Raw genomic sequence first — 20,212 nt, forward strand, 5'->3', positions numbered from 1 at the left:
TGACAATGCCCATCGCCTACACAGCAAGGGGCGGACGAAATCGACAGCCTTATTCGGTGAAAAACGAGATGAGCTCACGCGCCAGTTCCGCTGGAGCCTCTTCTGCCATGTGATGTCCGCTGTCTATTCCCAGACCCGAAACGGGAAGGGTTGACCAGGGCTGCCATACCGACAGGACATCTCCGTACAACATTTCCAGATCGTCCTGCAGCGACCAAAGGACATGAAGTGGGCATGTCAGCTTTCTTCCGCAATTTCGATCATCAAGATCGTGGAGATGATCTATGTGGATACCCGCGCGATAATCACCCAGCATGCCCTGAACAGTCCTGGGGTCTTCGACGGACGAGCGGAAGTCCGCGAAGTTTTCTTTTCCCATCGAAGCCTCGCTCCCGCCATACCATGCCAAGGGATCGGCAAGGATGGCCCGCTCGGGTTTGTCGTGTTGAGTAAAAAAGAACCAGTGCCACCATTGCTGTGCAAAGCGAAGATTGCATCGCTCCAGCGCTTCGAGGATCGGAACACCGTCGAGGATCGCGAGCTTCTCAACTCTTGCCGGGTGGTCCATCGCGGTGCGAAATGCCGTGTAACTTCCACGGTCGTGGCCGGCCAGAAAGAACCGGTCGAAACCGAGATGTTCCATGAGCGCAACACAGTCACGAGCCTTGGCCCGCTTTGACGACGCTTCATGATCATAGGGGTCAGACGGCTTGCCAGACTTGCCAAAACCTCGCAGATCGGGGCAAACAACCGTGAACTTGTCGGCCAGAATGGGAGCCACCTTGTACCAGGTTGTGTGTGTTCTCGGATGTCCGTGAAGCAGAAGAAGCGGCGGGCCCTTGCCGCCATGGCGAACCCGGAGCGTCGTTTCCGGGACATTGATCATTTCCAGCCTGAAATTTTCAAACATCGCGCTCCCCTTGGATCATGGAACGAACGGTCTCTGCCACCAGCGGTTCCATCTCGGCCTGCCGTGGCTTGGAACCGCGGCCCCCCTCAAAACTCTGCTTCGGTAGCGATCAGGGTGTGATCGCGGAGGGTAACGGATGACGAAGTGCCACCCGGTTACTCCTCTGCTCGATCGAAACGGTTGCGGTCCTTCCCGCAACGAGCCGAACCGTCTTTGGGGCGTCATCGATCTCGATCCGCACCGGGATTCTCTGGGCAAGTCGGACCCATGAGAATGTCGGGGCGACGCTTGCCAGAGAACCCGCATTATCGCTTCGCTCCCGATCCTCAATGCCTGCGGCAATGCCTGCGACACGTCCGGTGACCGACTGAGCTTCGCCCATGATACTGATCGTTACCGGATCGCCAATGTGGATCCGGGGGAGCTTCGTTTCTTCAAAATATCCTGCGACATAGACGGATTCTTCTTCCACCAGGGCTCCCACGGCGTTGCCGGAAACGACATAGTTACCCCTGCGCAGGGAAAAGTTGGTGATTGCACCGGATGCCGGTGCCCTGACCGTTGTGCGCTCAAGGTTGAGCCTTGCCAGATCCCGGGCAACCAGCGCAGATTGATAGGCGGCCTCTGCCTGATACATCCGGCTTTCCGCGTACTGACGCTCCTTGAGGCTTGCCGCCTCCTTTGATGCAAGCAGTTGATACCGTTCGAAATCGGTTTTCGCCAGCTCCGCCGCCGCCCTTGTCGCTGTAACCTGCGCTTCTGCCTCGCGCAGCGCGAGCTCGAAGCGATCTGTTTCGATGCGAAACAGCGGCGTTCCTTTCTCCACCTGTGCATTGTCCGACACCAGAACCTCGGCGACAGGCCCGGAAACATCTGGTGCCAATCGGATGATATCCGCCCGGACATGGGCATCACGCGTCCACGGTGCCTCCATGTAGAAAGACCATAGGTGCCAGCCCAGCACCGCAGCGCATCCCGTCATGGAGAAGGTGAGAAGCACTCGACCCGCGGTAAACGTCAGATTTTTCATGATCATGGAAACCAGTCGATAGCGGCAGAAAATCCGCCGACAAGGGTAATGTAAAGCGCAAGGTTGAACAGGGAGCGGTGCCATACCATCCGGTAAAACCCCATCTTTTCGAGAAGTGATGTGAGAAGACGAAATCCTGCATACGCAAACAATGCGAGCGCTGCGAACGAGGGCAGAAAAATGCCATAGAGATCGAGCTGTTCCTTCAAGCGGCTTTCCTCCAAGACCCGGGTATCTGGGGAACGGGCGCGTCAGCGTCCGGTGCAATGCACAGGCGAAGAGCAGCGGCGCGCAGCAGAAGTTCGTTATCCATCACGGTGATGGCCGCAGGAGAAAGGATCAGATCATCCAGCGCCCGGACGGCGCTTTCCAGGATTTTTCCACCTTTACCGGCACGGCCGCGGTATAGAATTGTGACCGCCTGAAAGACCGGTTGTGCAGCAAGGTGAATACCGTTCGAAACCTTGGGTAAAAGCTCCTGCATTGCAATAAGATGCAGCCCTGCCCGGATATCCCTTAACGGGTCATAGCCGCCGACCTCCGACACCGGAGGCAGTTTCGCCAGTCTTGAGGCGAACAGGCCGGCAACGTCAATCATGCGATAATGGGCGGCGAGAATGTCGGTTTGTTTACCAACGGCGATGTTCGCGACATGTTTCCGGACAACAGAAAGAAGCCTTCTCGCATTTGTCTCAACTCGCACGGATCGAAAGAGGCCGCAAACCGCGATCGTCCAGACCATTGCGAGTATGGTCGCCCCCGCGGCATTCACGAATGTGCCGAAGTCTGTCGCGGGATATGCCTGAAGGGTGAGAAGAAGGGGAAAGTTTATGCAAAGCCCCATGCCGACAATGGCGAGTGAAGGCACTGCAAGACATATGCCCGCCGGTATCAGAAACAGCCCCAACGCAGCAGAGAGCGATGCAAACCCGTCGATTACCGGCAGGACTGCAAAGCCGTAGACGAATGCCGCAATGGCTGCACCGATCGTCACATTAACAAACTTGCGCATGGCAGGAACCGGGTCGTCCATGGTGGCAAGGAGGCAGCAAAGGACACCGGATATCTGGGCGAAGGTAACTCCGTCGGACCAGCCGGTGGCGATCCAGAAGAAGAGCGATGTTACGAGGCATACTGCAACCGCCACCGACGACAGCCACGCCATTCCGATATCGCGATGCGGTGCGGGCGCTCTGTCGGGCGCGCGGGCACCTCTTTCTCCGTTTTCATCTTCAATGGATTTTCGAAGAGTAAGGCACTCGTCAGAGAGCCGGGAAAAAGTCCGCAAGTCTCGGGTAAAATTGACAAGGAGGAGTTTTTCCCATGTCGGCAGCGAGGCGGGGAAGGCAAGCGCATCGATCGTGGAGAAGGAGCCTCCCGGACGCGAATCCGCCTCCGCGACTATCGCCAATGCCTTGTACCGGCCGGCAGGGTCCAACCTCCCCAGCGATCGTCGCAAATCCTCAAGTTCGCTCAGTAGGGGCAGGAAGGAAACCATCCGGTGCTGCAGCGACTTCACCAGCGCCACTCTGCTTCGGTATCTGGATCCGTCATACTGAAGATGCACCGCGAACGACCGCAGATCGGCCGCCTCCCCCGCTAGGGCGTGGCGTTCCATCCGATTTTGGGTTTCGTCCATTTTGCCGGTTGCTGTGGCTTCGAAAAGCTTCTGCGCCCTGGCCATCCATCCATCGATCCGGTTGAGAAGCGCCGTCCCCACGTGAACTGGAAAAACAACGTGACTGACAATCGACGCGCATATGATCGCGAGCCCGATCTCTTCGGTGCGGGAAACGACAATATCGAACGTGTTTGCCGGGGCGTTGACGAGCGGCAGTCCTGCGAGAAGAACGGTATAGCCGGCTAACAGGAAAACATAACTGCGTGGTGTGCGATCAAGAAGACTGACAAAGGTACACCCGGAGACCCATACGATGATCGCGCCGGAAAGCAATATCGGTTCGTTCACCAGATTCGGGACCATGAGGATCGTCGCACCGCCGCCGATGACCGTGCCCAGAAGCCGATATCCCGATTTCGACGATATCGCACCGGAGAGGGGATGAGCGACAATATAGACGGTTGCAACTGCCCAGGACGGTCGGTTCAAATCGAAGCTGATGGCAACAAGATATGCCAGCATGGCCGCAAGGAATGATTTCAGCGAAAAGATGACATTCCCGCTGGTGACAACTGGCCGGCTGCTCACACCGCATCCTCCGGCGCGGGGGCGCTGCGCTCGATGCCTTGTTTATTGCTGGTGATCTCGTCTGCGAGGCCATAAGTCGCTGGCGACACATAACAAAAGAAGGGTACGGCGAGGCAGGCGTGCAGATAGGCTTCGGCCGGGTCGGCGGACTCACCGGGCGACATGGCCGGTGGATGGCGGGCAACGAGCGCTCGGGCTTTCGAAACGAGCCCGTCTGTCATCTTTTTCAGCACCGTAGCGCGGGCCAACCTTGCTCCCGGTCGTAACGGGAGAAGGGCGCAGAACCCGCGAGGTCCTTTCAGGGGAAGACGAATTTCAGTCCGGATAATATCCGACCACCAGCGGTCGTCGTATTTTTGAAGTGCCATAATCTTCTTCTCCAGCATCTTTCCGGATGACCCTATCGACAAAACCGGAAGAAGAATTTAGATATTCTCTCTAATGATCACTAAATACCACCAGGCGCCGATATCCCTGTCCGGCGCCCTCGCCGACCATGATCTCGAAAGCTCCTCGTCGCGCGTTCGCGCTGTGAGGATCGACGTGTCGCAGAACGAACGCGAGGCTCCGGAACACCAGCACCGCAAAGGCCAGCTTGTTATGCCTCTGCGGGGAGGCGTGACATGCCGCGTCCCAAGAGGCATGTGGATGGTTCCGCCTCATTGTGGCGTCTGGGTTCCAGGAGGCATGCGTCACAGCAACGTGGCGACCGCCAACGCGCGTTTGTTCTTCCTGTTCATCGAGCCGGGGGCCGCCGATCTGCCGAACCGGTGCTGCACGCTTTCCCTGTCCCCGCTCGTCAGGGAGTTGATCATAGAGATGGCCGACCAGTCCGCAGTGGCGACTGCTGACTCGGAAGTCATGGCAACGCTGCTTCTGTCAGCCTTGTCGCGGATGCCGGTTGAGCATCTTCATCTGCCGGTGACGGATGAGCCCCGGCTTGCACGCATTGCATCGGAACTGGCGGAAGATCCATCCGACCGTAGTACGATGGCACAATGGGCAAGACGAATGGCGATGAGCGAGAATTCGCTTGCCCGCCTCGTCCAAAACGAGACGGGCCTGACCTTCGGCCGCTGGCGACAACAATTGCAGGTGATTGTCGCGATCCGAAGCCTTGCCGCGGGGGCAACGGTGCAGCAGGTTTCGGGCGATCTAGGATATCAATCCGTGTCTGCGTTCATAACCATGTTCAAGAAGGCGCTTGGCACATCACCTGCCCGATATCTGGGAAATTTCGACCGCTGAACGTCAAAAAACACCGCCACACCTGAGAGGAGATAAAACATGTTCACCCACGTCATGATCGGCAGCAACGACCTGGAGCGGGCCAGGAAATTCTACGATGCCGTCTTTGTTGCACTGGGCGGCAAGCCCGGCGAAATGGATGCAAGAGGCCGACTGATTTACGCCCATGAGGGTGGGCGGCTCATGATCACGAAACCGATCGATGGCAAGCCGGCGACTGCCGCCAACGGCGGAACGATCGGTATTGCGGCGGCGACCCCCGATCATGTTTTAGCCTGGCATGCCGCCGGCGTCGCGCATGGCGGCACGGCAATCGAGAGCCCGCCGACGGCGCGTCCGAACGGGGCGTTCGTCGCATATCTTCGCGATCCCGATGGAAATAAACTGACCGCTCGGACGCCTCCGACGACATGAGGCAGGCAACCTTGCGCTCGGTTGGCTGCAGAAATGAAGCTCGGTCGTGGCTCCGGAGCGGAACTTATTGAGCCATCCGCTCGCGCAGGCGGGGTGTGAGCCAGTCGAGAAAGCACCGCACTTTCATCGACAAGGGCTCGGCCGGCCCATGAATGACATTAACAGGCAGCGGTTCAGGTGCGAACTCGGTCAAAATTTCCTGTAAGGCGCCGGATCGCAGTTGATCGGCGACCTGGTAGGAGAGCACCCGGATGATGCCAATACCGGACATGGCTGCCTGAATTGCGGCCTCTGTCGTGTTGACCGCAAGCCTGGGGCGGGGTTCGACATTGAAGGTCGTCCCGTCGCGGCGGTAACGAACTTCGGGCGCGGTCGCGAAGCCCTGGAAGCTTATACCGTCGTGCCGGGCGAGGTCATCGGGATCAAGCGGAACGCCTCGCCGGGCGATATAGTCAGGACTGGCGCAGACGACCCGACGGACCGAACCGACACGGGTTGCGATCAGCGCGCTATCGGCCAGATGGCCGATGCGCAGCGCCACGTCAACGGGTTCATCCGCCAGACTTATCTGGCGGTCCGTCAGCGTCAGCCGCATGTCGATTTCGGGTTGTTCCCTCAGGAATTCGAGCACTATGGGCAGAACGTGGCGCTCCCCGAACGCGATCGGAGCCGTCATATGCAGCCCTCCGCGCAGCGCGCCGTAATCGCCGCTTGCCTGCCGCTCAGCCGCGTCCAGTTCCCCCAGAATACGCCGGGAAGCCGCGACGTAATTTCGCCCTTCCTCCGTCAAGGTCAGCCCGCGGCGGGTACGCAGCACCAGACGGGCACCAAGATGCTTTTCGAGGTCGGCGACCTTGCGGCTGACCGTGGCGAGCGGCGCCTGCAATCGCCGTGCGCCGGCCGAGAGGCTGCCGGCATCGACCACCGCCAGCAGCACTGACATCGCTTCGAACCGATCCATTCCATCCTTCCATAAATTGAGAGGTAATCTCCTGAAATCGCAGGATACCCTATTGGTTTTGGATATCCTAGCTTTCAGGACGTCGGGGATCTTCCCCCATTGCCACAATAAGGAGAAAGACATCATGCCCGATCTTTCGCGTCGTGCCTTTGCCAGCGCCCTTCCTTTTGGCCTCCTCGGGGGAGGACTGATCCATAGTGCGCAGGCGATCGCCGCAACGCCGGAACCGGTCGCGACGCCGGCCAACGTAACCCCGCTGGCGCAGATCCGCATCGGCCGCTTTACGGTGACGGCGCTGACGGATGGTTATGCGGATATGCCTTATAACTTCTTCCCGGGGCGGGATCCGGCCGAGGTGGAACAGGCGGCTGCCGCCCAGTTCACCGCCAGGCCAAGCGGAGTGCGATTTCTGTTCAATCAGTATCTCATCGATGATGGCCAACGCCGCATCCTGATTGATGCCGGCGCAGCGGGCTCCATCGGGCAAACCGGCAACCTGCCGCAGGCCCTCGCCAGGCTCGGTCTGCGGCTTGATCAGATTGACGCGGTGATCGTGACGCATATGCATCAGGACCACATGGGCGGCCTGATCGCCGGCGGCAGGAACAACTATCCGCACGCGGAAGTCTATATCGATCGACGCGACGTCAAGCATTGGACCGACCCGGCCAAGCGTAGTGGCGCACCGGATTACCTTCAGACCAGCTTTCAGATGGCGGAAGAGGTCGTGCGTCTCTACCCCAGACTTCAGGCGATCGACGGGGAGCGCGAAATCGTGCGGGGCGTCTCGATTGTCGACCTGAGCGGCCATACACCCGGCCATATCGGTGTTCGCGTGGAAGATGAGGGAAAGAGCCTTATCATGGTTTCAGACATGATCTTCCCGGTCGTACATCCGGCAGCGACTGACGTGTTCTTTCTGTTCGAACAGGACCGGGCAGCGGCCAAGGCAATGCGCGACCGCTTCTTTCCCCGCGCTGCTTCGGAAGGCACACTCATAGCGGCGACGCACATGCCGTTCCCGGGGCTGGGCCACGTCGTTGCCGATCGGGGACAAATCCGCTGGCAGGTTGCGGACTGGGCATTGCAAGACTGAGGCGGGTTCAGGCCTCTGGAAAGGCAGATGGAAAATGAGCAGATATCTTGATATTGCCACGACTCCTTCCGTCGCGGCCGCGCAGGATAAGTATGGAAGCGCGGAGCAATGGGCGCGGATTGCCGCGCGCGGTGGCGTGGATGAAACGACCCGGGGCCAGCGCCTTGGCCTCGCAGAGGCAGGCTTCATCGGGGAGCGTGACGGTTTTTATCTTGCCAGTGTCTCGGAAACGGGCTGGCCTTACGTCCAGTACAGGGGCGGACCAGCCGGTTTTCTCACCGTTCTCGAGCCGGCACTCCTGGGCTTTGGAGATTTTCGCGGCAACCGGCAATACATTACGACGGGTAATGTGACGGCAAATGACCGTGTGTCACTGTTCCTGATGGACTACGCACACCGGCAACGCCTGAAAATTTTTGGACGCATCCGGATCATCGACGCAGCAGATGATCCGTCGCTGGCGGAGAGGCTGACCATGCCAGACTATTCCGCTCGGGTGGAACGTCTTGTCCTCATCGGCGTGGAAGCTTTCGACTGGAACTGCCCCCAGCACATAACGCCGCGCTTTACACTTGCTGAGTTGCAACGATGGCGACAGGCATCAGGCGCGGCGCCGTGAAATTGGTCCGAGGCGTCCGCGATGACGGCTTTTAGGAACGACGTGAGCCGTTTGCGGAAATCATGTCCGCATTCGGCTCACGTCTGTCATCAAGTAGATTGCTTCGACGGAAATGCCCTCTCCTTTTCCAGGTAAGCAATAATAAAAGCGAGAGACAGTAGCGCCAAAACCGACCAGGCGAGCCAGTTGATGCCGGAGTGTTCGAGCAACAGGCCACCAATGATGCCGCCGCCCGCAATCGCAAGGTTCCAGGCGGTCACGATCATGGCTTGCGCTACCTCCGACGCCTTTCCCGAGGTTTTGGCGGCAGCGGTCTGAAACAGTGTGGCTGCGCCACCGAAAGCCAATCCCCATACACCGGTTGCCAGCCAGAAGAGTTCAGGCACGTTTCCTCCGAGGCCGAAGGTCAAGGCGGCGCCAGCGAAGAGCATGATGCTTGCCAGCACAAGCTCGCGCAGCCAGCGCCCGATCAGATAGCCGACAATACCAATCCCTGCGATGGCCGTTACCCCGAACAACAGCAGAACAACGTCGAGCTTCTGAGTTAATTCCGCGGGAGCCACGAGCGGGGCGATGTAGGTATAGAGGATGTTGTGCGCCAGGACGAACAGCAACGTCACCATCAAGACAGACTTGATCCCACCTGTTGCCAACGCTCCGCCGATCGTGATCCGTTCGTTGATCGTGGTGCCCGGATAATCGGGCACCTTCACCAACACCCAGCCGATCAAAACCACGGTCAGCGCGGTCATGGCCGAAAATGTACTTCGCCAACCGATCTCGGACCCTATCAGCGTCCCGGTGGGAATACCTAATGACAGGGCCAGCGGCGTACCGACCATCGCGACAGCGATGGCGCGCCCCTTGAGTTCATCCGGAACCATGCGCGCCGCGTAACCGGCAACCATCGCCCAAAGCAGGCCTGCGGATACGCCGGCAAAAAATCGCGCCATCAGCAGGATGCCAAAACTGTCCGTGACGGATGTTATCGTATTGGCAACGGCAAAACCGGCAATGGCGCAGAGGAGAAGTGGTTTGCGGCGAAACCGCTGGGTGGCTGCGGCGAGCGGAATGGCCGCCACCAGAGACCCTATGGCGTAAACCGTGACGAGTTGGCCGACACCAGCGGGGCTGACGCCAAGGTCCGTGCTCATTTGTGGAAGAAGCCCTGCTGGCAGGGCCTCCGTCAAAATGGTTATGAAGCCAGCCGTGGCAAGGGCAAGCAGCGCCGCCATCGGCAATCGATTGCCATCTGATCCTGCGGCTGTTTTGCGGTTGTCCGGGAACGAATGTGACATGGTGTCAGCCCGTCTTGCCCAATTTGGGCAAAACGAGATCGCCGACAGAGTATGTATGGAATTCACTGGTGGAGACGGTGTCGAGCTTACGGAATTTTTCAACGAAAACCGGATCTGAAAAGAATTCGTCTACGTTGCCCGCCCCCTGAATTGCTTCGATATTGACCACGGTCAGCCCGTCAGTGCTCTTTGCAAGATTGCTCCACAGAAATCCGGGCTTTCGTTCTGCCACGTAGTGGACCACGTCCTGAATGATTTGAAACGCTTCATCCTGCTTGCCCGGATGAGCATGAATGACATTGACGATGAAAGTTGTCGGCTCCGGGGCGATGGCAAATCCGGCGGTGAATGTGCTGTCCATATGCTTTCCTTTCGTGAAAATCGTTACCCATTGTCGGGTCCCACTGGATATCGGCCGAGCGATAAGCGATAAACAGTCGCGTATTCCAATCAGAGCGGAATAATATTCCTTAATGGGAGCGATATGGATAAGCTTGGGACGCTGAGTATTTTCGTTCAGGCGGCGGAAGGCGGCAGCTTCGTTGCAGCCTCTCAAAGGCTGGGGCTCTCCAGCTCCGCCGTTGGCAAGGCCATTGCGCGGCTTGAGCAGGAGATGGGAGTACGGCTTTTCCATCGCTCGACCCGCAGCATGACGCTGACGGAGGAAGGGAGCTTTTTTCTCGATACCTGTCGGCGCGTTCTGTCTGAGCTGGACAGGGCGCAGGCGCAGCTTTCAAGGTCCCACAGCGAACCTCATGGCCTGTTGCGCGTGAGTTTTCCGCTGACGGGAATGCTGCTTATGCCGGCAATATGCGCATTCATGAAAGCATATCCCGACATCACGCTGGATCTCGATTTTACCGACCGACTGGTTGACGTGATAGAAGAAGGTTTCGATGCCGTTGTCCGCACTGGCGAGGTGCGCGACACGCGGCTGATGAGCCGCAAACTTGGTTCTTTCCGACACCGGATAGTCGCCTCGCCTGCCTATCTGGAGAGAGAAGGCATCCCGCTCGTTCCCGAGGACCTGTCAAGTCATCGCTGCATGCACCACCGATTTGCCAACTCGGGCAAACTGGAGCCATGGCCGCTGGCCAGAAGCGGCAAAAATCTGCGCATCGCGCCGCCGACGACGACGGTTGCCAGCACGCTTGAACCGCTTATCCACCTTGCAGAAAACGGCTTTGGCATAACCTGCCTGCCACACTTCGCCGTGGCTCAACAGATCGAACAGGGCACGCTGGTCTCGGTACTCCAAGACTTCACAGCAGAAGCGGGTGTTTTCCGCGTCCTTTGGCCGACAAGCCGTTATCTATCGCCAAAAATCCGCGTGTTCGTTGACTTCATGGCTGATAATCTTTTCGTGCCGGAAAGGGCTGCAGCTCATGTCAACGGGCAGAAAGCTGGCTAGAGGTTTCCTCCACCCCGCTGTTTCCGCCGGGCATGAACCGAGGGGGGCAGGCTCCAGCGACGCCCGCGCCGGTTAGCGGGCCATAAATGTCGGCCTTGTCAGATGCTGGACAACGGAACGCGTGACCCCGCCGAACACCCATTCCCGAAGTCTTGCGTGGCCATAGGCTCCCATCACCACAAGATTCGCACCTACTCTCTCGGCGTGATCATCTAAAACGTGAGACACCAAGCGATCATTGCGCGGCACGACTTGTGCTGACAGGTTTTCGACGCCGCGAGAAGAAAGATAGGATAATAAGCCTGGCGCCGGATCGCGTAGATCGCGGTTATCGTCAACGATGACAATGTGGACCGACCCGGCGAGCTTCAGAAGGGGCACGCTGGCCCTCACCGCAGAAGACGCCTCCGCGGTTTCCTGCCAGGCAATCATTACAGTCGGATTGTCGAAAACCAGCGATGCTGCGGGGTCGAACAGCACAGGCACGTCGGCATGAAACCAGGCACCGTCAAGAACGGCCTCCAAGGTGTTTTGATCGCCGAGAAGATCGGCACCGATCATGACAAGATCGGCTAGTCTCGCCCTTCGATCAACCTCGTTATCAACGCTGAACACTTCCGTATAGGCACTTTCCACATTGTAGGGAATACCCGTGCCAGCCAGGAAACCTTCGAGTTCCCGCACCGTCTTATCAATCTGCGCTTGGTCCCTTTGCCGTTCGTTCATCCAGGGAACAGAGACATTGCTGACGTGTGCTCCGATGGGAGGAACGGCGGATGTTCCAATGACAAAAACGGAAAGATATCCGCAGAGGGCCTTCGTGGCGTTTACCACGGACAATATTTGGGCTTCGCCAATATTGGGACTGCATACGTGTAAAATAGCTAGGTCTGTCACTGCCGCCCTCCGCCCCTGGCATCCTGCTCAACCGCTCTTTCGACAACTCCTACATATCAAGTCTTAAGGTGGATATCTTTTTTGAATGCAATTTTTAATATATGTAAAATACCTGTTCAATGTCGAGCAATCGTCAGAAGGTCGCACATGCTTCCGTATGAAACGACAAGAATAATCCGGATGCTATTGCCAATCTTCCCAATCCTCGGGCTCGCGGTAGGCGTCGGGGCACAATACGGCAATCTTATCGGACTCTCAAAATTCGCGCTGATCGCCGGGACAATTCCGGTTCTCGTCACTCTGGTTTTTCAAATCCTGAAAAGTCTCCGCGCGGGTGAACTCGGGCTCGACCTGATCGCCATGATATCGATGACTGGCGCGCTTGTTTTTGGCGAATACATGGCGGGGGCCGTCGTGGCGCTCATGTATTCCGGCGGGCAATATCTTGAGCATGCAGCTGAAGGACGCGCCAGACGCGAGATGACCGCCCTCCTGTCGCGAGCCCCCAGGAAAGCCAACCGGCGAAACGGCAATCACATCGAGGAAGTTTCAATTGAGGAAATCGACATGGGCGATGTCCTCGTCGTACGCCGTGGCGACCTTGTCCCCGTCGATGGGATAATTGGCGATGACATCGCAACGCTCGATGAATCTGCCCTGACGGGCGAACCGCTGCCAGTCACGCGGAACAGGGGTGAAACAGTTCTGAGTGGCGCTGCCAACGCCGGCGACCTCTTCGAAATGACCGCGACGACACGCGCCGCGGATAGCACATATGCCGGAATTTTGCGCCTGGTGGAAACCGCACAACGCAGCAAGGCACCCATGGCACGAATGGCTGACCGTTACGCACTTTTATTCCTGGTGGTGACGATTGGGCTTGCCTCGCTAGCGTGGATGCTGTCCGGAGATCCCGTTCGCGCGGTTGCAGTTCTCGTCATCGCTACCCCATGCCCGCTGATATTGGCCGTTCCAATCGCCTGGACGGCCGGCGTATCCAGGGTGGCGCGTCTGGGACTTCTCGTAAAAGGCGCCCGTGTGCTGGAAGGCCTTGGAACGATCCGTATCCTCGTTATCGACAAGACTGGAACACTGACGGAAGGTTCACCAACACTTTCGGGGATCGATGCAGCAATCCCTGAGGCAGAGCTTCTGAGATTATCCGCATCCCTGGATCAGGCATCGAACCATGTGGCGGCAAAAGCCCTGGTGCAGGCAGCCCAGGCCCGCACCATGGAACTCTCACAACCGACGAACGTCGCCGAAAATCCTGGCGAAGGTGTCTCCGGCATCGTCGACGGTCGAAACGTGGCGATCGGGGGAATAGCCTATATCGCCGATAAGCTTGGCATCGACATACCCCACGCCGATCGCCCCGGAACCATGGCAGCTGCGGTCGCAATCGATGGCAACTTCGGTGGCATTCTGCTCTTTTCGGACAGGCTCCGAGACGGAAGCGGTGCCGTTCTCAGAAACTTCAAGGAGATTGGCGTAAACCGCATTATCCTTGCGACCGGCGACCGGCAGGATGTCGCAAAAATGATCAGTGCGGATCTGCCCCTGGACGAGGTCCGTGCGGAACTTTCTCCGGCACAAAAGATCGAGATCGTAAACGCAGAAAAAAGGAAACAGCCTGTTCTGATGATTGGCGACGGCGTCAATGACGCGCCAGCCCTCGCCGCAGCGGATATCGGTCTTGCAATGGGGGTCCATGGCTCAGCCGCAGCAACCGAGGCCGCGGATGCCGTCCTCCTTGTGGACCGCCTTGACCTGGTGGTTCAAGGCATCAGAATTTCGAGACGGTGTCGGCAGATTGCCACACAGAGCGTCGTCGCCGGCATGGGATTGTCGACGCTCGGCATGCTTGCTGCTGCATTTGGTTACCTCACAGTCGTTGAAGGCGCATTATTGCAGCAGGTCATTGACGTGGTCGTCATTCTCAATGCCCTTCGTGTACTCAACATCAGGACGGGTTGATCGACCCGTCACGCCTCCCGGACGGGTAACCAGACATGGCAACCGGTTCCCGACGACTATTTCGACGAGGGTGACCCTCTGAGACGGACCCCGATTCCCAGCATTCGCAGCGTAAACAGAGCCCTGTTTACTGTTGCGTACTTATCCTTCCTTTTCATCTCAAGCAGGATGTAAGCGTCAACGGGGGTCAAGTAGTGCACGCAGGTCTGTCCTTGCTTTTCCTTTTGAGTGCCATGTCAGGGGTATCGGCAGCGGAGGATGACGTCGACGAGTTGGCCCGCAAGGTCTCCAACCCTGCATCGTTCATGATAAGCGTCCCTGTCCATTCGGATTTCGACATCGGTCGCTGGGGCGGTGATGACACATATTCGGCAACACTGGATATTGAGCCGGTCATACCTTTCGCGCTGAACGACGACTGGAACATGATTTCTCACACAGATTTTCCGATTGTCTACAATGATCCAATCGGCACGCCGGGGGGAAAACTGGGGCTCGGGGATATCAGTCAGAACCTCTCCTTCACACCCGCGCGGCATGGACCGCTTATATGGGCCTTTGGACCGGAATTCTCCTTTCCGACGGCCACGGACGACCGTTTCGGAACCGGAAAACTGTCGATAGGTCCTTCAGGGCTGTTACTTCTTCAGACAAAATCAATGAGCCTGGGTTTATCGGCAAGCCATCTCTGGTCGGTCGCCGGTGCGGGCGACAGACCACGCGTCAGCCAGACCGAACTGCAGCCATTTGTCGCGTGGCACATCGGTGGCGGAAAGACCATTTCCGCCAATCTGGACTTCAATTACGACTGGGTGGAAAGCGATTATACCCTGCCGGTGTCGTTGTCATTCTCCCAGATCGTCAAGGTCGGCGAGCAGACCCTCAGCCTTTCGCTCGGTGCCAAGTACTATATAGAAGGCGCTGACGATGGGCCTCAATGGGGCATCAAGGCGGGCGTGACGTTCCTTTTCCCGCAGAAAACCGCCATGCAATGAGCGAGCCCGCCACCGAAGCTACTTTGCGATGAGGAAGAAGCTTGGCGTTATCGCTCAAAGACCAGGAAATTTTCCCATGCACGGATCCTCAGCAGAATTCTTCTGATCAGCGCGAACTCGGTCCAGTGTCCGGTGTAGATGGCGACCTCCGCCGTCGCCCCGCCCGGAAGTTCGAACGCCGAGAGGTCATCGGTCGGTTCGAGCACAGCTATCACGCGTCCTGAACCAAAGGGCGCTTTGGGGGTCAGGAGCGTGCCCGAAGGTTCGAGCTCACCCTCCGCCATGAACTTCAGCACCGTCTGAACCTTCGCACTGAAGACCCTTCCCGGTACCCCGGCAAAGGAAATCTCGGCCTCGTCACCCTCCTTCACACGCTGCAACGCAATCTGGTCGAACGAAGATGCAAAAACCTTCCTGTCCGTATGAACGAAGGTCATCACGGGTTTCAGTGGCAGCGAGACTGCCATCATCCCGGGGTGCAGAAATACCTGTGTCGCATACCCGTCCGTCGGCGCGCGGTAGACGCTCTGCTCGAGTTCAAACTCCGCTCGCGCCAGTTCGGCTTCCAGCTGGACAACGTTCGTATCGACACCGTTTATCTGGTTATTGGCGGCCAGCCTCGCCTGTTCAGCCTGGGCTTCCGCTGTCGCCAGCGCGGCCTCCGAAGCGAGATAGGCATTTCGGAGGTCATCGACCTGCTCCGTGGAAAACGGTGACATGCGCGGATTCTTGTTGGCATCTCTGTGCCGCTCATAATCGTCTTTTGCCTGGTCGCGGTTGGCTGTCGCGGACTTGACTGACGCATCGGCGGCCTTCAGCGCCGCCTGCTGCTCTGAAACGGTCTGTTTTGCGGCAGCAAGGGCCGCCTTGCGGCGCGCTACGCCATATTCGAAAGGCCGGGGATCAAGACGGAAGAGAACGTCACCTTTCCTGACCGGGGAGTTTGGTGTTACCGGAACCTCGACGACCTGACCATTCACGGCGGGGCTTATGGGCGTCGCGTAGAAGTAAATCCGTCCGTCCCTTGAAAACGGGTGATTGTAGTTCATCACGACAACGATACCACCAACGAGGATAACGCCCGCGACGACCGCCGTGGTTACCGTCCATTTCGTCAACGGAACCCTTAGGAAGCGAAAAGTGACGATGCAGATTGCCACGTAGATCACACAGAGGAGCGTCGTCATTCGCTTGGCCTCCTCGTGACCAGGCGCTGTTCCAATTTGGCGACACGTTCGGCCAGCTGCGGATCGACCCCGCCACCCCACCCGCGCCCGGGCCGATACGCCATCGCCCAGATCCAGAGGAACGGCCAGATGGCATGCAGCGTGAAGAGGCTGACCCATCCAGCCGCCATGATTGCATCCTGATGCGGATGGTCGCGACGTTTTGCGATCTCGTAGGGGATGTCGTGAATCGCGATGATGCCATAGATGAACACGAGCACGATGAACACCAGTATCGCCAGAGCCAGGTAGTCCAGAAACATGATGTTTAGCGCTCCCTTCATCACCTGTGACAGTCTCTGGCCCAGGCCTTTCGGGGAAGAGGGCCGCATTCAACGACGGCACGGGTGGAAATCCCATGGAATTCCACCCGGACGTTCAGCAGTTTCCGCCGGTCGCGGCAAAGGCCCTCACTTGACCTCCTCGAAATCAGCCGGTTTCCAGCTGCCATCGAAGGCGGGTGCATCGGGTCCATAGATGCGGATATATGCGAACCACCCGCGACCGGGCACGGTCTTTATCCAGCGATCTTCGTGGCCCTGCGGTGCAGTGGGGCCAAAGTAGAGCTCGGTCGCCCGAGCCTTGTCCGCATCCTTCAATTCAAACAGGGAACGAAGCGCCGCTTTGGCTTGATCGGTCTGCACTTCAGATCGTGTCTGGGCATCATATGCCGTGACGGACCAGAAAAGCTTACCCGGCACTGGTTGTGGGATCGAAAGCCTGTAGGTCTTTCCGCCATCCAGCCAGGCACCCGACGCATCGCGGGAACCCAGCCAATAAAGTGACCCTGCTCCTGCTGTTCGACGGAACATGGCCGGGGATGTCACGATTGCCTGAGCAAACCAGCGGTCTCGCGCTTCAAGATCAATGCCAGCCGCCGTCTCAAATTGCGCGCTTCCCGGCACGAGGCCAACCCATTCCCATTGGCGGTCAGGCCAGGCGAGCTTGTCGGTCCTGGCACTATCGAATGCCGATACCAGCAACTGATCGCGACCATCGCGGGCGGCCTTCTCGAGGATGGCTTTCATTCTGTCGTCGGGGCTGAAAGGCTTGCCCTTCTCGATGCCGAGCGTTTGAAGCAGCCCATACATCGGCTCGAACTTCGCCACGATCGGTTCCAGCTGGATGATCTCATTCAGCTTTTGCCAGAACTGTAAATTGTCCTCCCATTTCAGCGACGTGCTGTCGATGTCCATATTGGTCGTGTCGACAAATTTCAGGCGCTGTTTTGGACTGGCAAGCGGATAAATCTTGATTGCTTGCAGTGCCTTCAGCGCCTTTTCCTGATCGCCGCCAACGGGAAGCGCGCGAACTGCGAGCAGGTTCTTGTAAGTGGGGGTTTTACCGACCAGATAGCCTTTGGGGATCTTGCCTTTGTAGTCCGGCCCGACGATCAGATGTTTGCCGCCCTTGCCCGCGTCCGGTCCGGGAATGCCCATGTCGAGCACCCAGCCCTGATTGTGGTCATTGACGAGGCCGATATAGGCCCCGGGCGGCAATTCAACCACCATTGGCCCTTTCGAAACATCGAGGGTTGCGGAACCATAGGGTGTGTCCGAATTGAGCGTGAAACCAACCTGACGCGGCCCCGCCGCAGCCCCGCCATAGGCTTCATTATCGTCGATGCCGACGGCCCGGTTGCCATTGAAGATTCCTTCGACTGAAACGGTCGGATACCAGAAGCGATAGGCGACGAGAGCTCGCTGAAGGTCTGCGTCATCCCGCGCCTTTTTCGAGGTTTCTGCGGCCGGATAGCCTTTTTCGAAGCTGTACGTTGCTGCCTGTTGGGCAAGCGCAGGCGAGATAAAGGACGAAGACAGCAGCAAGGCCGCAATAATCTGAGCTTTCATAAGGATTTTCCTCCGGTGAAATAGGCCGTCTACCGATCGCTACCTTGCTGCGGCGATGTCCTCGAGTTTCCACGTCTTATCGAACCATGGCGTAAGCGGACCGTAGAGGCGGAAAATGGTGAACCAGGATTTGCCCGGAATGGTCTGAATCCAGTTTGGATTGTCAGCGGGCCTTTCGGGAGCAAATACGATATCGGTGGAGCCGTCGGGATTTCTCTTCAGGTCTTTCTCGCTGGAGAGGCTCGGGAACGGTTGGTCAGTCTGCAGCATTGATCTCGTCTGCGTGTCGTAAATGACGACCGACCAGAAATCTTTTGCGGGAACGTTTGCCGGTACATGCAGCACGTATGTCTTGCCGCCGTTAAAGGGGTTACCCTCGCTGTCGAGATTGGCTGCCGCGTATTGAGAGCCGACCCCTGGCATTGCAACCGCCATGGCGGGTGTGTTTATCGTCGCCGCATAATAAAACAGTGTGCGGGGCGTCGTCATCTTGTAGTCGGCGGCGAATAGGGTCGCGGAACTCAGCAGGATTGCAAGACACGCAGGAGCTGTCTGTGCCGCACTGCGGATCATTGTATCTTTGACGTGCATATGGTCGCCCCTCAATGTCGATGAGAGACGACCACATCCATCATGCGCGAATAAGTACGCAACGGTAAACGGCTTTTCCGCAACCGTAAATCATCCGTCGTTTACGGTTGCGTACTCCCGCGCCGCGTGTCGATCCGTAGTGTTCTTGCCGCGCAGCCAAGGAGCCTCAATGAAGACGATCATCGCGTTTGCAGCAGTCCTGCTCCTCTCGTCCTGCGGCCACCCACACGGCGTAATGGCGCCCGTCGAGGTAAAAGGCACCTCCCCGAAGAGCTCACAGGTTGACATGCTTGTTGCCACGACGCGGCAGCCATCCGGCGATCCGGCAACGCTCTTTAGCGGCGAGCGCAGCCCGAAACCTTATCTGACCGATGTCGCCGTTTCGATACCGCCGAACCGCAAGGCCGGCGACGTACAATGGCCGCGCCGGCTGCCGGCAAATCCCGCGACCGATTTTGCGGTGACGAGGGTCAGGCAGATCGAAACCATACCGCAGGGACGGGCCTGGTTCCGGCAGCACATCGAAGGCGGACATGCCCTCGTTTTCATCCACGGCTTCAACAATCGATATGAGGATTCGGTCTTCCGGTTTGCTCAAATCGTCCATGACAGCGGCATGAAGGCGACACCTGTGCTCTTCACCTGGCCATCGCGCGCCCAGCTGACGGCCTATGAATACGATAGGGAAAGCACGAACTATTCAAGGACTGCGCTCGAGCAATCGCTCCGGGTTCTTGCCGCGGACCCGAACGTCCGGGAAATCACAATCCTTGCTCATTCGATGGGGACGTGGCTGGCGATGGAATCTCTGCGGCAGATGGGCATCCGTGACGGTCGGGTGAACGCAAAGATCCGCAACGTCATTCTCGCCTCACCGGATATCGATACGCAGGTTTTTGCCAAACAGTTTATTGAAATGGGTTCGCCAAGACCGAAATTCACCGTGTTTGTCTCACAGGACGACAGGGCTCTTGCCGCCTCCAGTTTCATAACCGGAAATGTCTCGCGGTTGGGAGCGATCGATCCCTCCAGCGAACCCTACCGAACCAAACTCGAGCAAGCCGGAATTACGGCGATCGACCTGACGAAAGTCGATGCGGGTGATGGCCTGCACCATGGCAAGTTTGCCGAAAGTCCCGAGATCGTCCAGCTTATCGGCCAAAGGTTGATGACGGGGCAGACGTTGACCGACAGCAACATCACCCTTGGCGAAGGCGTCGCGACCGTCATCGGCGGCACCGTCCGGACGGTCGGCAATGTCGCAGGAGCCGCTGTCGCCGCTCCTTTGACTGTAATGGAACAGTCGCAAAAAACCAGGGCGCCAACGGACATCGAAAGCACGTTGCGGAGCAACGCAAAAGCCGAACTGCTTACTCAATAACCTTTGTTTACTGCTATTTACGCGGACGTTTACTGTTGCGTACTTCCGAAGACCCCTCGAAAGAACAAGTCTCTCCCGGCGTCGATAGACGACCGTCCA

General features: G+C 58.0%; 20 protein-coding genes and 1 pseudogene. 8 read left to right on the forward strand and 13 right to left on the reverse strand.

From position 1 onward, the window contains the following. Window positions 1-49: 49 nt before the first annotated feature. From QE453_RS03915 to QE453_RS03935, 5 genes are all read right to left on the reverse strand, one after another. Complete coding sequence (locus QE453_RS03915; protein ID WP_244405654.1) at window positions 50-910, reverse strand: alpha/beta fold hydrolase; 861 nt, start codon at window positions 908-910, stop codon at window positions 50-52. A 109-nt stretch (window positions 911-1,019) separates the two neighbouring features. Beyond that, the gene (locus QE453_RS03920) at window positions 1,020-1,940 is read right to left on the reverse strand and encodes an HlyD family secretion protein (protein ID WP_111814729.1); all 921 of its coding nucleotides are present in this window, start codon (window positions 1,938-1,940) and stop codon (window positions 1,020-1,022) included. 2 nt (window positions 1,941-1,942) lie between these two features. Beyond that, window positions 1,943-2,149 (reverse strand): DUF1656 domain-containing protein, encoded by a 207-nt coding sequence (locus QE453_RS03925; RefSeq protein ID WP_022563183.1) that lies wholly within the window; start codon window positions 2,147-2,149, stop codon window positions 1,943-1,945. Beyond that, a complete protein-coding gene (locus QE453_RS03930) occupies window positions 2,146-4,149 on the reverse strand; it encodes an FUSC family protein (RefSeq protein WP_244405652.1) in 2,004 nt (667 codons plus the stop codon). The genes QE453_RS03925 and QE453_RS03930 overlap by 4 nt, the downstream gene beginning before the upstream one ends. After that, window positions 4,146-4,535 (reverse strand): hypothetical protein, encoded by a 390-nt coding sequence (locus QE453_RS03935; RefSeq protein ID WP_244405650.1) that lies wholly within the window; start codon window positions 4,533-4,535, stop codon window positions 4,146-4,148. The genes QE453_RS03930 and QE453_RS03935 overlap by 4 nt, the downstream gene beginning before the upstream one ends. 55 nt (window positions 4,536-4,590) lie before the next feature. Between QE453_RS03935 and QE453_RS03940 the strand changes: the two genes are divergently transcribed. Both QE453_RS03940 and QE453_RS03945 read left to right on the forward strand, forming a co-directional pair. Continuing rightward, the gene (locus tag QE453_RS03940) at window positions 4,591-5,397 is read left to right on the forward strand and encodes a helix-turn-helix domain-containing protein (RefSeq protein ID WP_244405648.1); all 807 of its coding nucleotides are present in this window, start codon (window positions 4,591-4,593) and stop codon (window positions 5,395-5,397) included. A gap of 39 nt (window positions 5,398-5,436) precedes the next feature. Further along, window positions 5,437-5,811: a VOC family protein gene (locus QE453_RS03945; protein ID WP_022563187.1), complete on the forward strand. Its 375-nt coding sequence runs from the start codon at window positions 5,437-5,439 to the stop codon at window positions 5,809-5,811. 64 nt (window positions 5,812-5,875) lie between these two features. Here QE453_RS03945 and QE453_RS03950 read toward each other — a convergent pair whose 3' ends face one another. Continuing rightward, window positions 5,876-6,772 (reverse strand): LysR family transcriptional regulator, encoded by an 897-nt coding sequence (locus tag QE453_RS03950; protein ID WP_113732067.1) that lies wholly within the window; start codon window positions 6,770-6,772, stop codon window positions 5,876-5,878. Window positions 6,773-6,896: 124 nt separating this feature from the next. Between QE453_RS03950 and QE453_RS03955 the strand changes: the two genes are divergently transcribed. Both QE453_RS03955 and QE453_RS03960 read left to right on the forward strand, forming a co-directional pair. Then, window positions 6,897-7,868 carry an MBL fold metallo-hydrolase gene (locus QE453_RS03955; RefSeq protein ID WP_244405647.1) on the forward strand — a complete coding sequence of 324 codons (972 nt, stop codon included), beginning with the start codon at window positions 6,897-6,899 and terminating at the stop codon, window positions 7,866-7,868. 34 nt (window positions 7,869-7,902) lie between these two features. Further along, window positions 7,903-8,487, forward strand: coding sequence for a pyridoxamine 5'-phosphate oxidase family protein (locus tag QE453_RS03960; RefSeq protein WP_244405645.1), 585 nt, complete (start codon window positions 7,903-7,905; stop codon window positions 8,485-8,487). A gap of 89 nt (window positions 8,488-8,576) precedes the next feature. On the opposite strand, the gene QE453_RS03965 is transcribed toward QE453_RS03960, so the two are convergent. Continuing rightward, window positions 8,577-9,722, reverse strand: coding sequence for an MFS transporter (locus tag QE453_RS03965; RefSeq protein ID WP_309776420.1), 1,146 nt, complete (start codon window positions 9,720-9,722; stop codon window positions 8,577-8,579). Window positions 9,723-9,789: 67 nt separating this feature from the next. Next, window positions 9,790-10,146, reverse strand: a complete 357-nt coding sequence (locus tag QE453_RS03970) for an antibiotic biosynthesis monooxygenase (protein ID WP_004446047.1) — start codon at window positions 10,144-10,146, stop codon at window positions 9,790-9,792. Between the two features lie 123 nt (window positions 10,147-10,269). On the opposite strand from QE453_RS03970, the gene QE453_RS03975 reads away from it, so the two are divergent. Next, the gene (locus QE453_RS03975; protein ID WP_244405641.1) at window positions 10,270-11,196 is read left to right on the forward strand and encodes a LysR family transcriptional regulator; all 927 of its coding nucleotides are present in this window, start codon (window positions 10,270-10,272) and stop codon (window positions 11,194-11,196) included. Window positions 11,197-11,268: 72 nt separating this feature from the next. Here the strand turns inward: QE453_RS03975 and QE453_RS03980 are convergent, their stop codons facing one another. Beyond that, window positions 11,269-12,093, reverse strand: coding sequence for a universal stress protein (locus QE453_RS03980; RefSeq protein ID WP_162719276.1), 825 nt, complete (start codon window positions 12,091-12,093; stop codon window positions 11,269-11,271). Between the two features lie 180 nt (window positions 12,094-12,273). Between QE453_RS03980 and QE453_RS03985 the strand changes: the two genes are divergently transcribed. After that, window positions 12,274-14,070: a heavy metal translocating P-type ATPase gene (locus QE453_RS03985; RefSeq protein WP_309776422.1), complete on the forward strand. Its 1,797-nt coding sequence runs from the start codon at window positions 12,274-12,276 to the stop codon at window positions 14,068-14,070. A 233-nt stretch (window positions 14,071-14,303) separates the two neighbouring features. Next, the gene (locus QE453_RS03990; RefSeq protein WP_167497245.1) at window positions 14,304-15,065 is read left to right on the forward strand and encodes a transporter; all 762 of its coding nucleotides are present in this window, start codon (window positions 14,304-14,306) and stop codon (window positions 15,063-15,065) included. Window positions 15,066-15,112: 47 nt separating this feature from the next. Here QE453_RS03990 and QE453_RS03995 read toward each other — a convergent pair whose 3' ends face one another. The 4 genes and pseudogenes from QE453_RS03995 to QE453_RS04010 all read right to left on the reverse strand — a co-directional run. Continuing rightward, the gene (locus tag QE453_RS03995; RefSeq protein ID WP_309776424.1) at window positions 15,113-16,252 is read right to left on the reverse strand and encodes a biotin/lipoyl-binding protein; all 1,140 of its coding nucleotides are present in this window, start codon (window positions 16,250-16,252) and stop codon (window positions 15,113-15,115) included. Further along, on the reverse strand, window positions 16,249-16,554 hold the full coding sequence (locus QE453_RS04000) for a DUF3302 domain-containing protein (RefSeq protein ID WP_244405633.1): 306 nt from the start codon (window positions 16,552-16,554) through the stop codon (window positions 16,249-16,251). Before QE453_RS04000 ends, QE453_RS03995 begins: the two co-directional genes overlap by 4 nt. A 147-nt stretch (window positions 16,555-16,701) precedes the next feature. Next, window positions 16,702-18,141 carry a DUF1254 domain-containing protein gene (locus tag QE453_RS04005; RefSeq protein WP_244405631.1) on the reverse strand — a complete coding sequence of 480 codons (1,440 nt, stop codon included), beginning with the start codon at window positions 18,139-18,141 and terminating at the stop codon, window positions 16,702-16,704. Window positions 18,142-18,180: 39 nt separating this feature from the next. Next, window positions 18,181-18,618, reverse strand: a pseudogene (locus tag QE453_RS04010) (DUF1214 domain-containing protein); the annotation flags it as partial. Between the two features lie 283 nt (window positions 18,619-18,901). On the opposite strand from QE453_RS04010, the gene QE453_RS04015 reads away from it, so the two are divergent. Continuing rightward, window positions 18,902-20,113, forward strand: a complete 1,212-nt coding sequence (locus tag QE453_RS04015; RefSeq protein WP_309776425.1) for an alpha/beta hydrolase — start codon at window positions 18,902-18,904, stop codon at window positions 20,111-20,113. Window positions 20,114-20,212: the final 99 nt, after the last annotated feature.

Source organism: Agrobacterium sp. SORGH_AS_0440 (assembly GCF_031453135.1).
GTDB lineage: Bacteria > Pseudomonadota > Alphaproteobacteria > Rhizobiales > Rhizobiaceae > Agrobacterium > Agrobacterium pusense.

Bases quoted from the DNA above. Each gene is read 5' to 3' on its own strand.
- QE453_RS03915 (WP_244405654.1), bottom strand. From the start codon at position 910: ATGTTTGAAAATTTCAGGCTGGAAATGATCAATGTCCCGGAAACGACG.
- QE453_RS03920 (WP_111814729.1), bottom strand. From the start codon at position 1,940: ATGAAAAATCTGACGTTTACCGCGGGTCGAGTGCTTCTCACCTTCTCC.
- QE453_RS03935 (WP_244405650.1), bottom strand. From the start codon at position 4,535: ATGCTGGAGAAGAAGATTATGGCACTTCAAAAATACGACGACCGCTGG.
- QE453_RS03940 (WP_244405648.1), top strand. From the start codon at position 4,591: ATGATCACTAAATACCACCAGGCGCCGATATCCCTGTCCGGCGCCCTC.
- QE453_RS03945 (WP_022563187.1), top strand. From the start codon at position 5,437: ATGTTCACCCACGTCATGATCGGCAGCAACGACCTGGAGCGGGCCAGG.
- QE453_RS03950 (WP_113732067.1), bottom strand. From the start codon at position 6,772: ATGGATCGGTTCGAAGCGATGTCAGTGCTGCTGGCGGTGGTCGATGCC.
- QE453_RS03955 (WP_244405647.1), top strand. From the start codon at position 6,897: ATGCCCGATCTTTCGCGTCGTGCCTTTGCCAGCGCCCTTCCTTTTGGC.
- QE453_RS03960 (WP_244405645.1), top strand. From the start codon at position 7,903: ATGAGCAGATATCTTGATATTGCCACGACTCCTTCCGTCGCGGCCGCG.
- QE453_RS03965 (WP_309776420.1), bottom strand. From the start codon at position 9,722: ATGGCGGCGCTGCTTGCCCTTGCCACGGCTGGCTTCATAACCATTTTG.
- QE453_RS03970 (WP_004446047.1), bottom strand. From the start codon at position 10,146: ATGGACAGCACATTCACCGCCGGATTTGCCATCGCCCCGGAGCCGACA.
- QE453_RS03975 (WP_244405641.1), top strand. From the start codon at position 10,270: ATGGATAAGCTTGGGACGCTGAGTATTTTCGTTCAGGCGGCGGAAGGC.
- QE453_RS03985 (WP_309776422.1), top strand. From the start codon at position 12,274: ATGCTATTGCCAATCTTCCCAATCCTCGGGCTCGCGGTAGGCGTCGGG.
- QE453_RS03990 (WP_167497245.1), top strand. From the start codon at position 14,304: ATGTCAGGGGTATCGGCAGCGGAGGATGACGTCGACGAGTTGGCCCGC.
- QE453_RS03995 (WP_309776424.1), bottom strand. From the start codon at position 16,252: ATGACGACGCTCCTCTGTGTGATCTACGTGGCAATCTGCATCGTCACT.
- QE453_RS04000 (WP_244405633.1), bottom strand. From the start codon at position 16,554: ATGTTTCTGGACTACCTGGCTCTGGCGATACTGGTGTTCATCGTGCTC.
- QE453_RS04005 (WP_244405631.1), bottom strand. From the start codon at position 18,141: ATGAAAGCTCAGATTATTGCGGCCTTGCTGCTGTCTTCGTCCTTTATC.
- QE453_RS04015 (WP_309776425.1), top strand. From the start codon at position 18,902: ATGAAGACGATCATCGCGTTTGCAGCAGTCCTGCTCCTCTCGTCCTGC.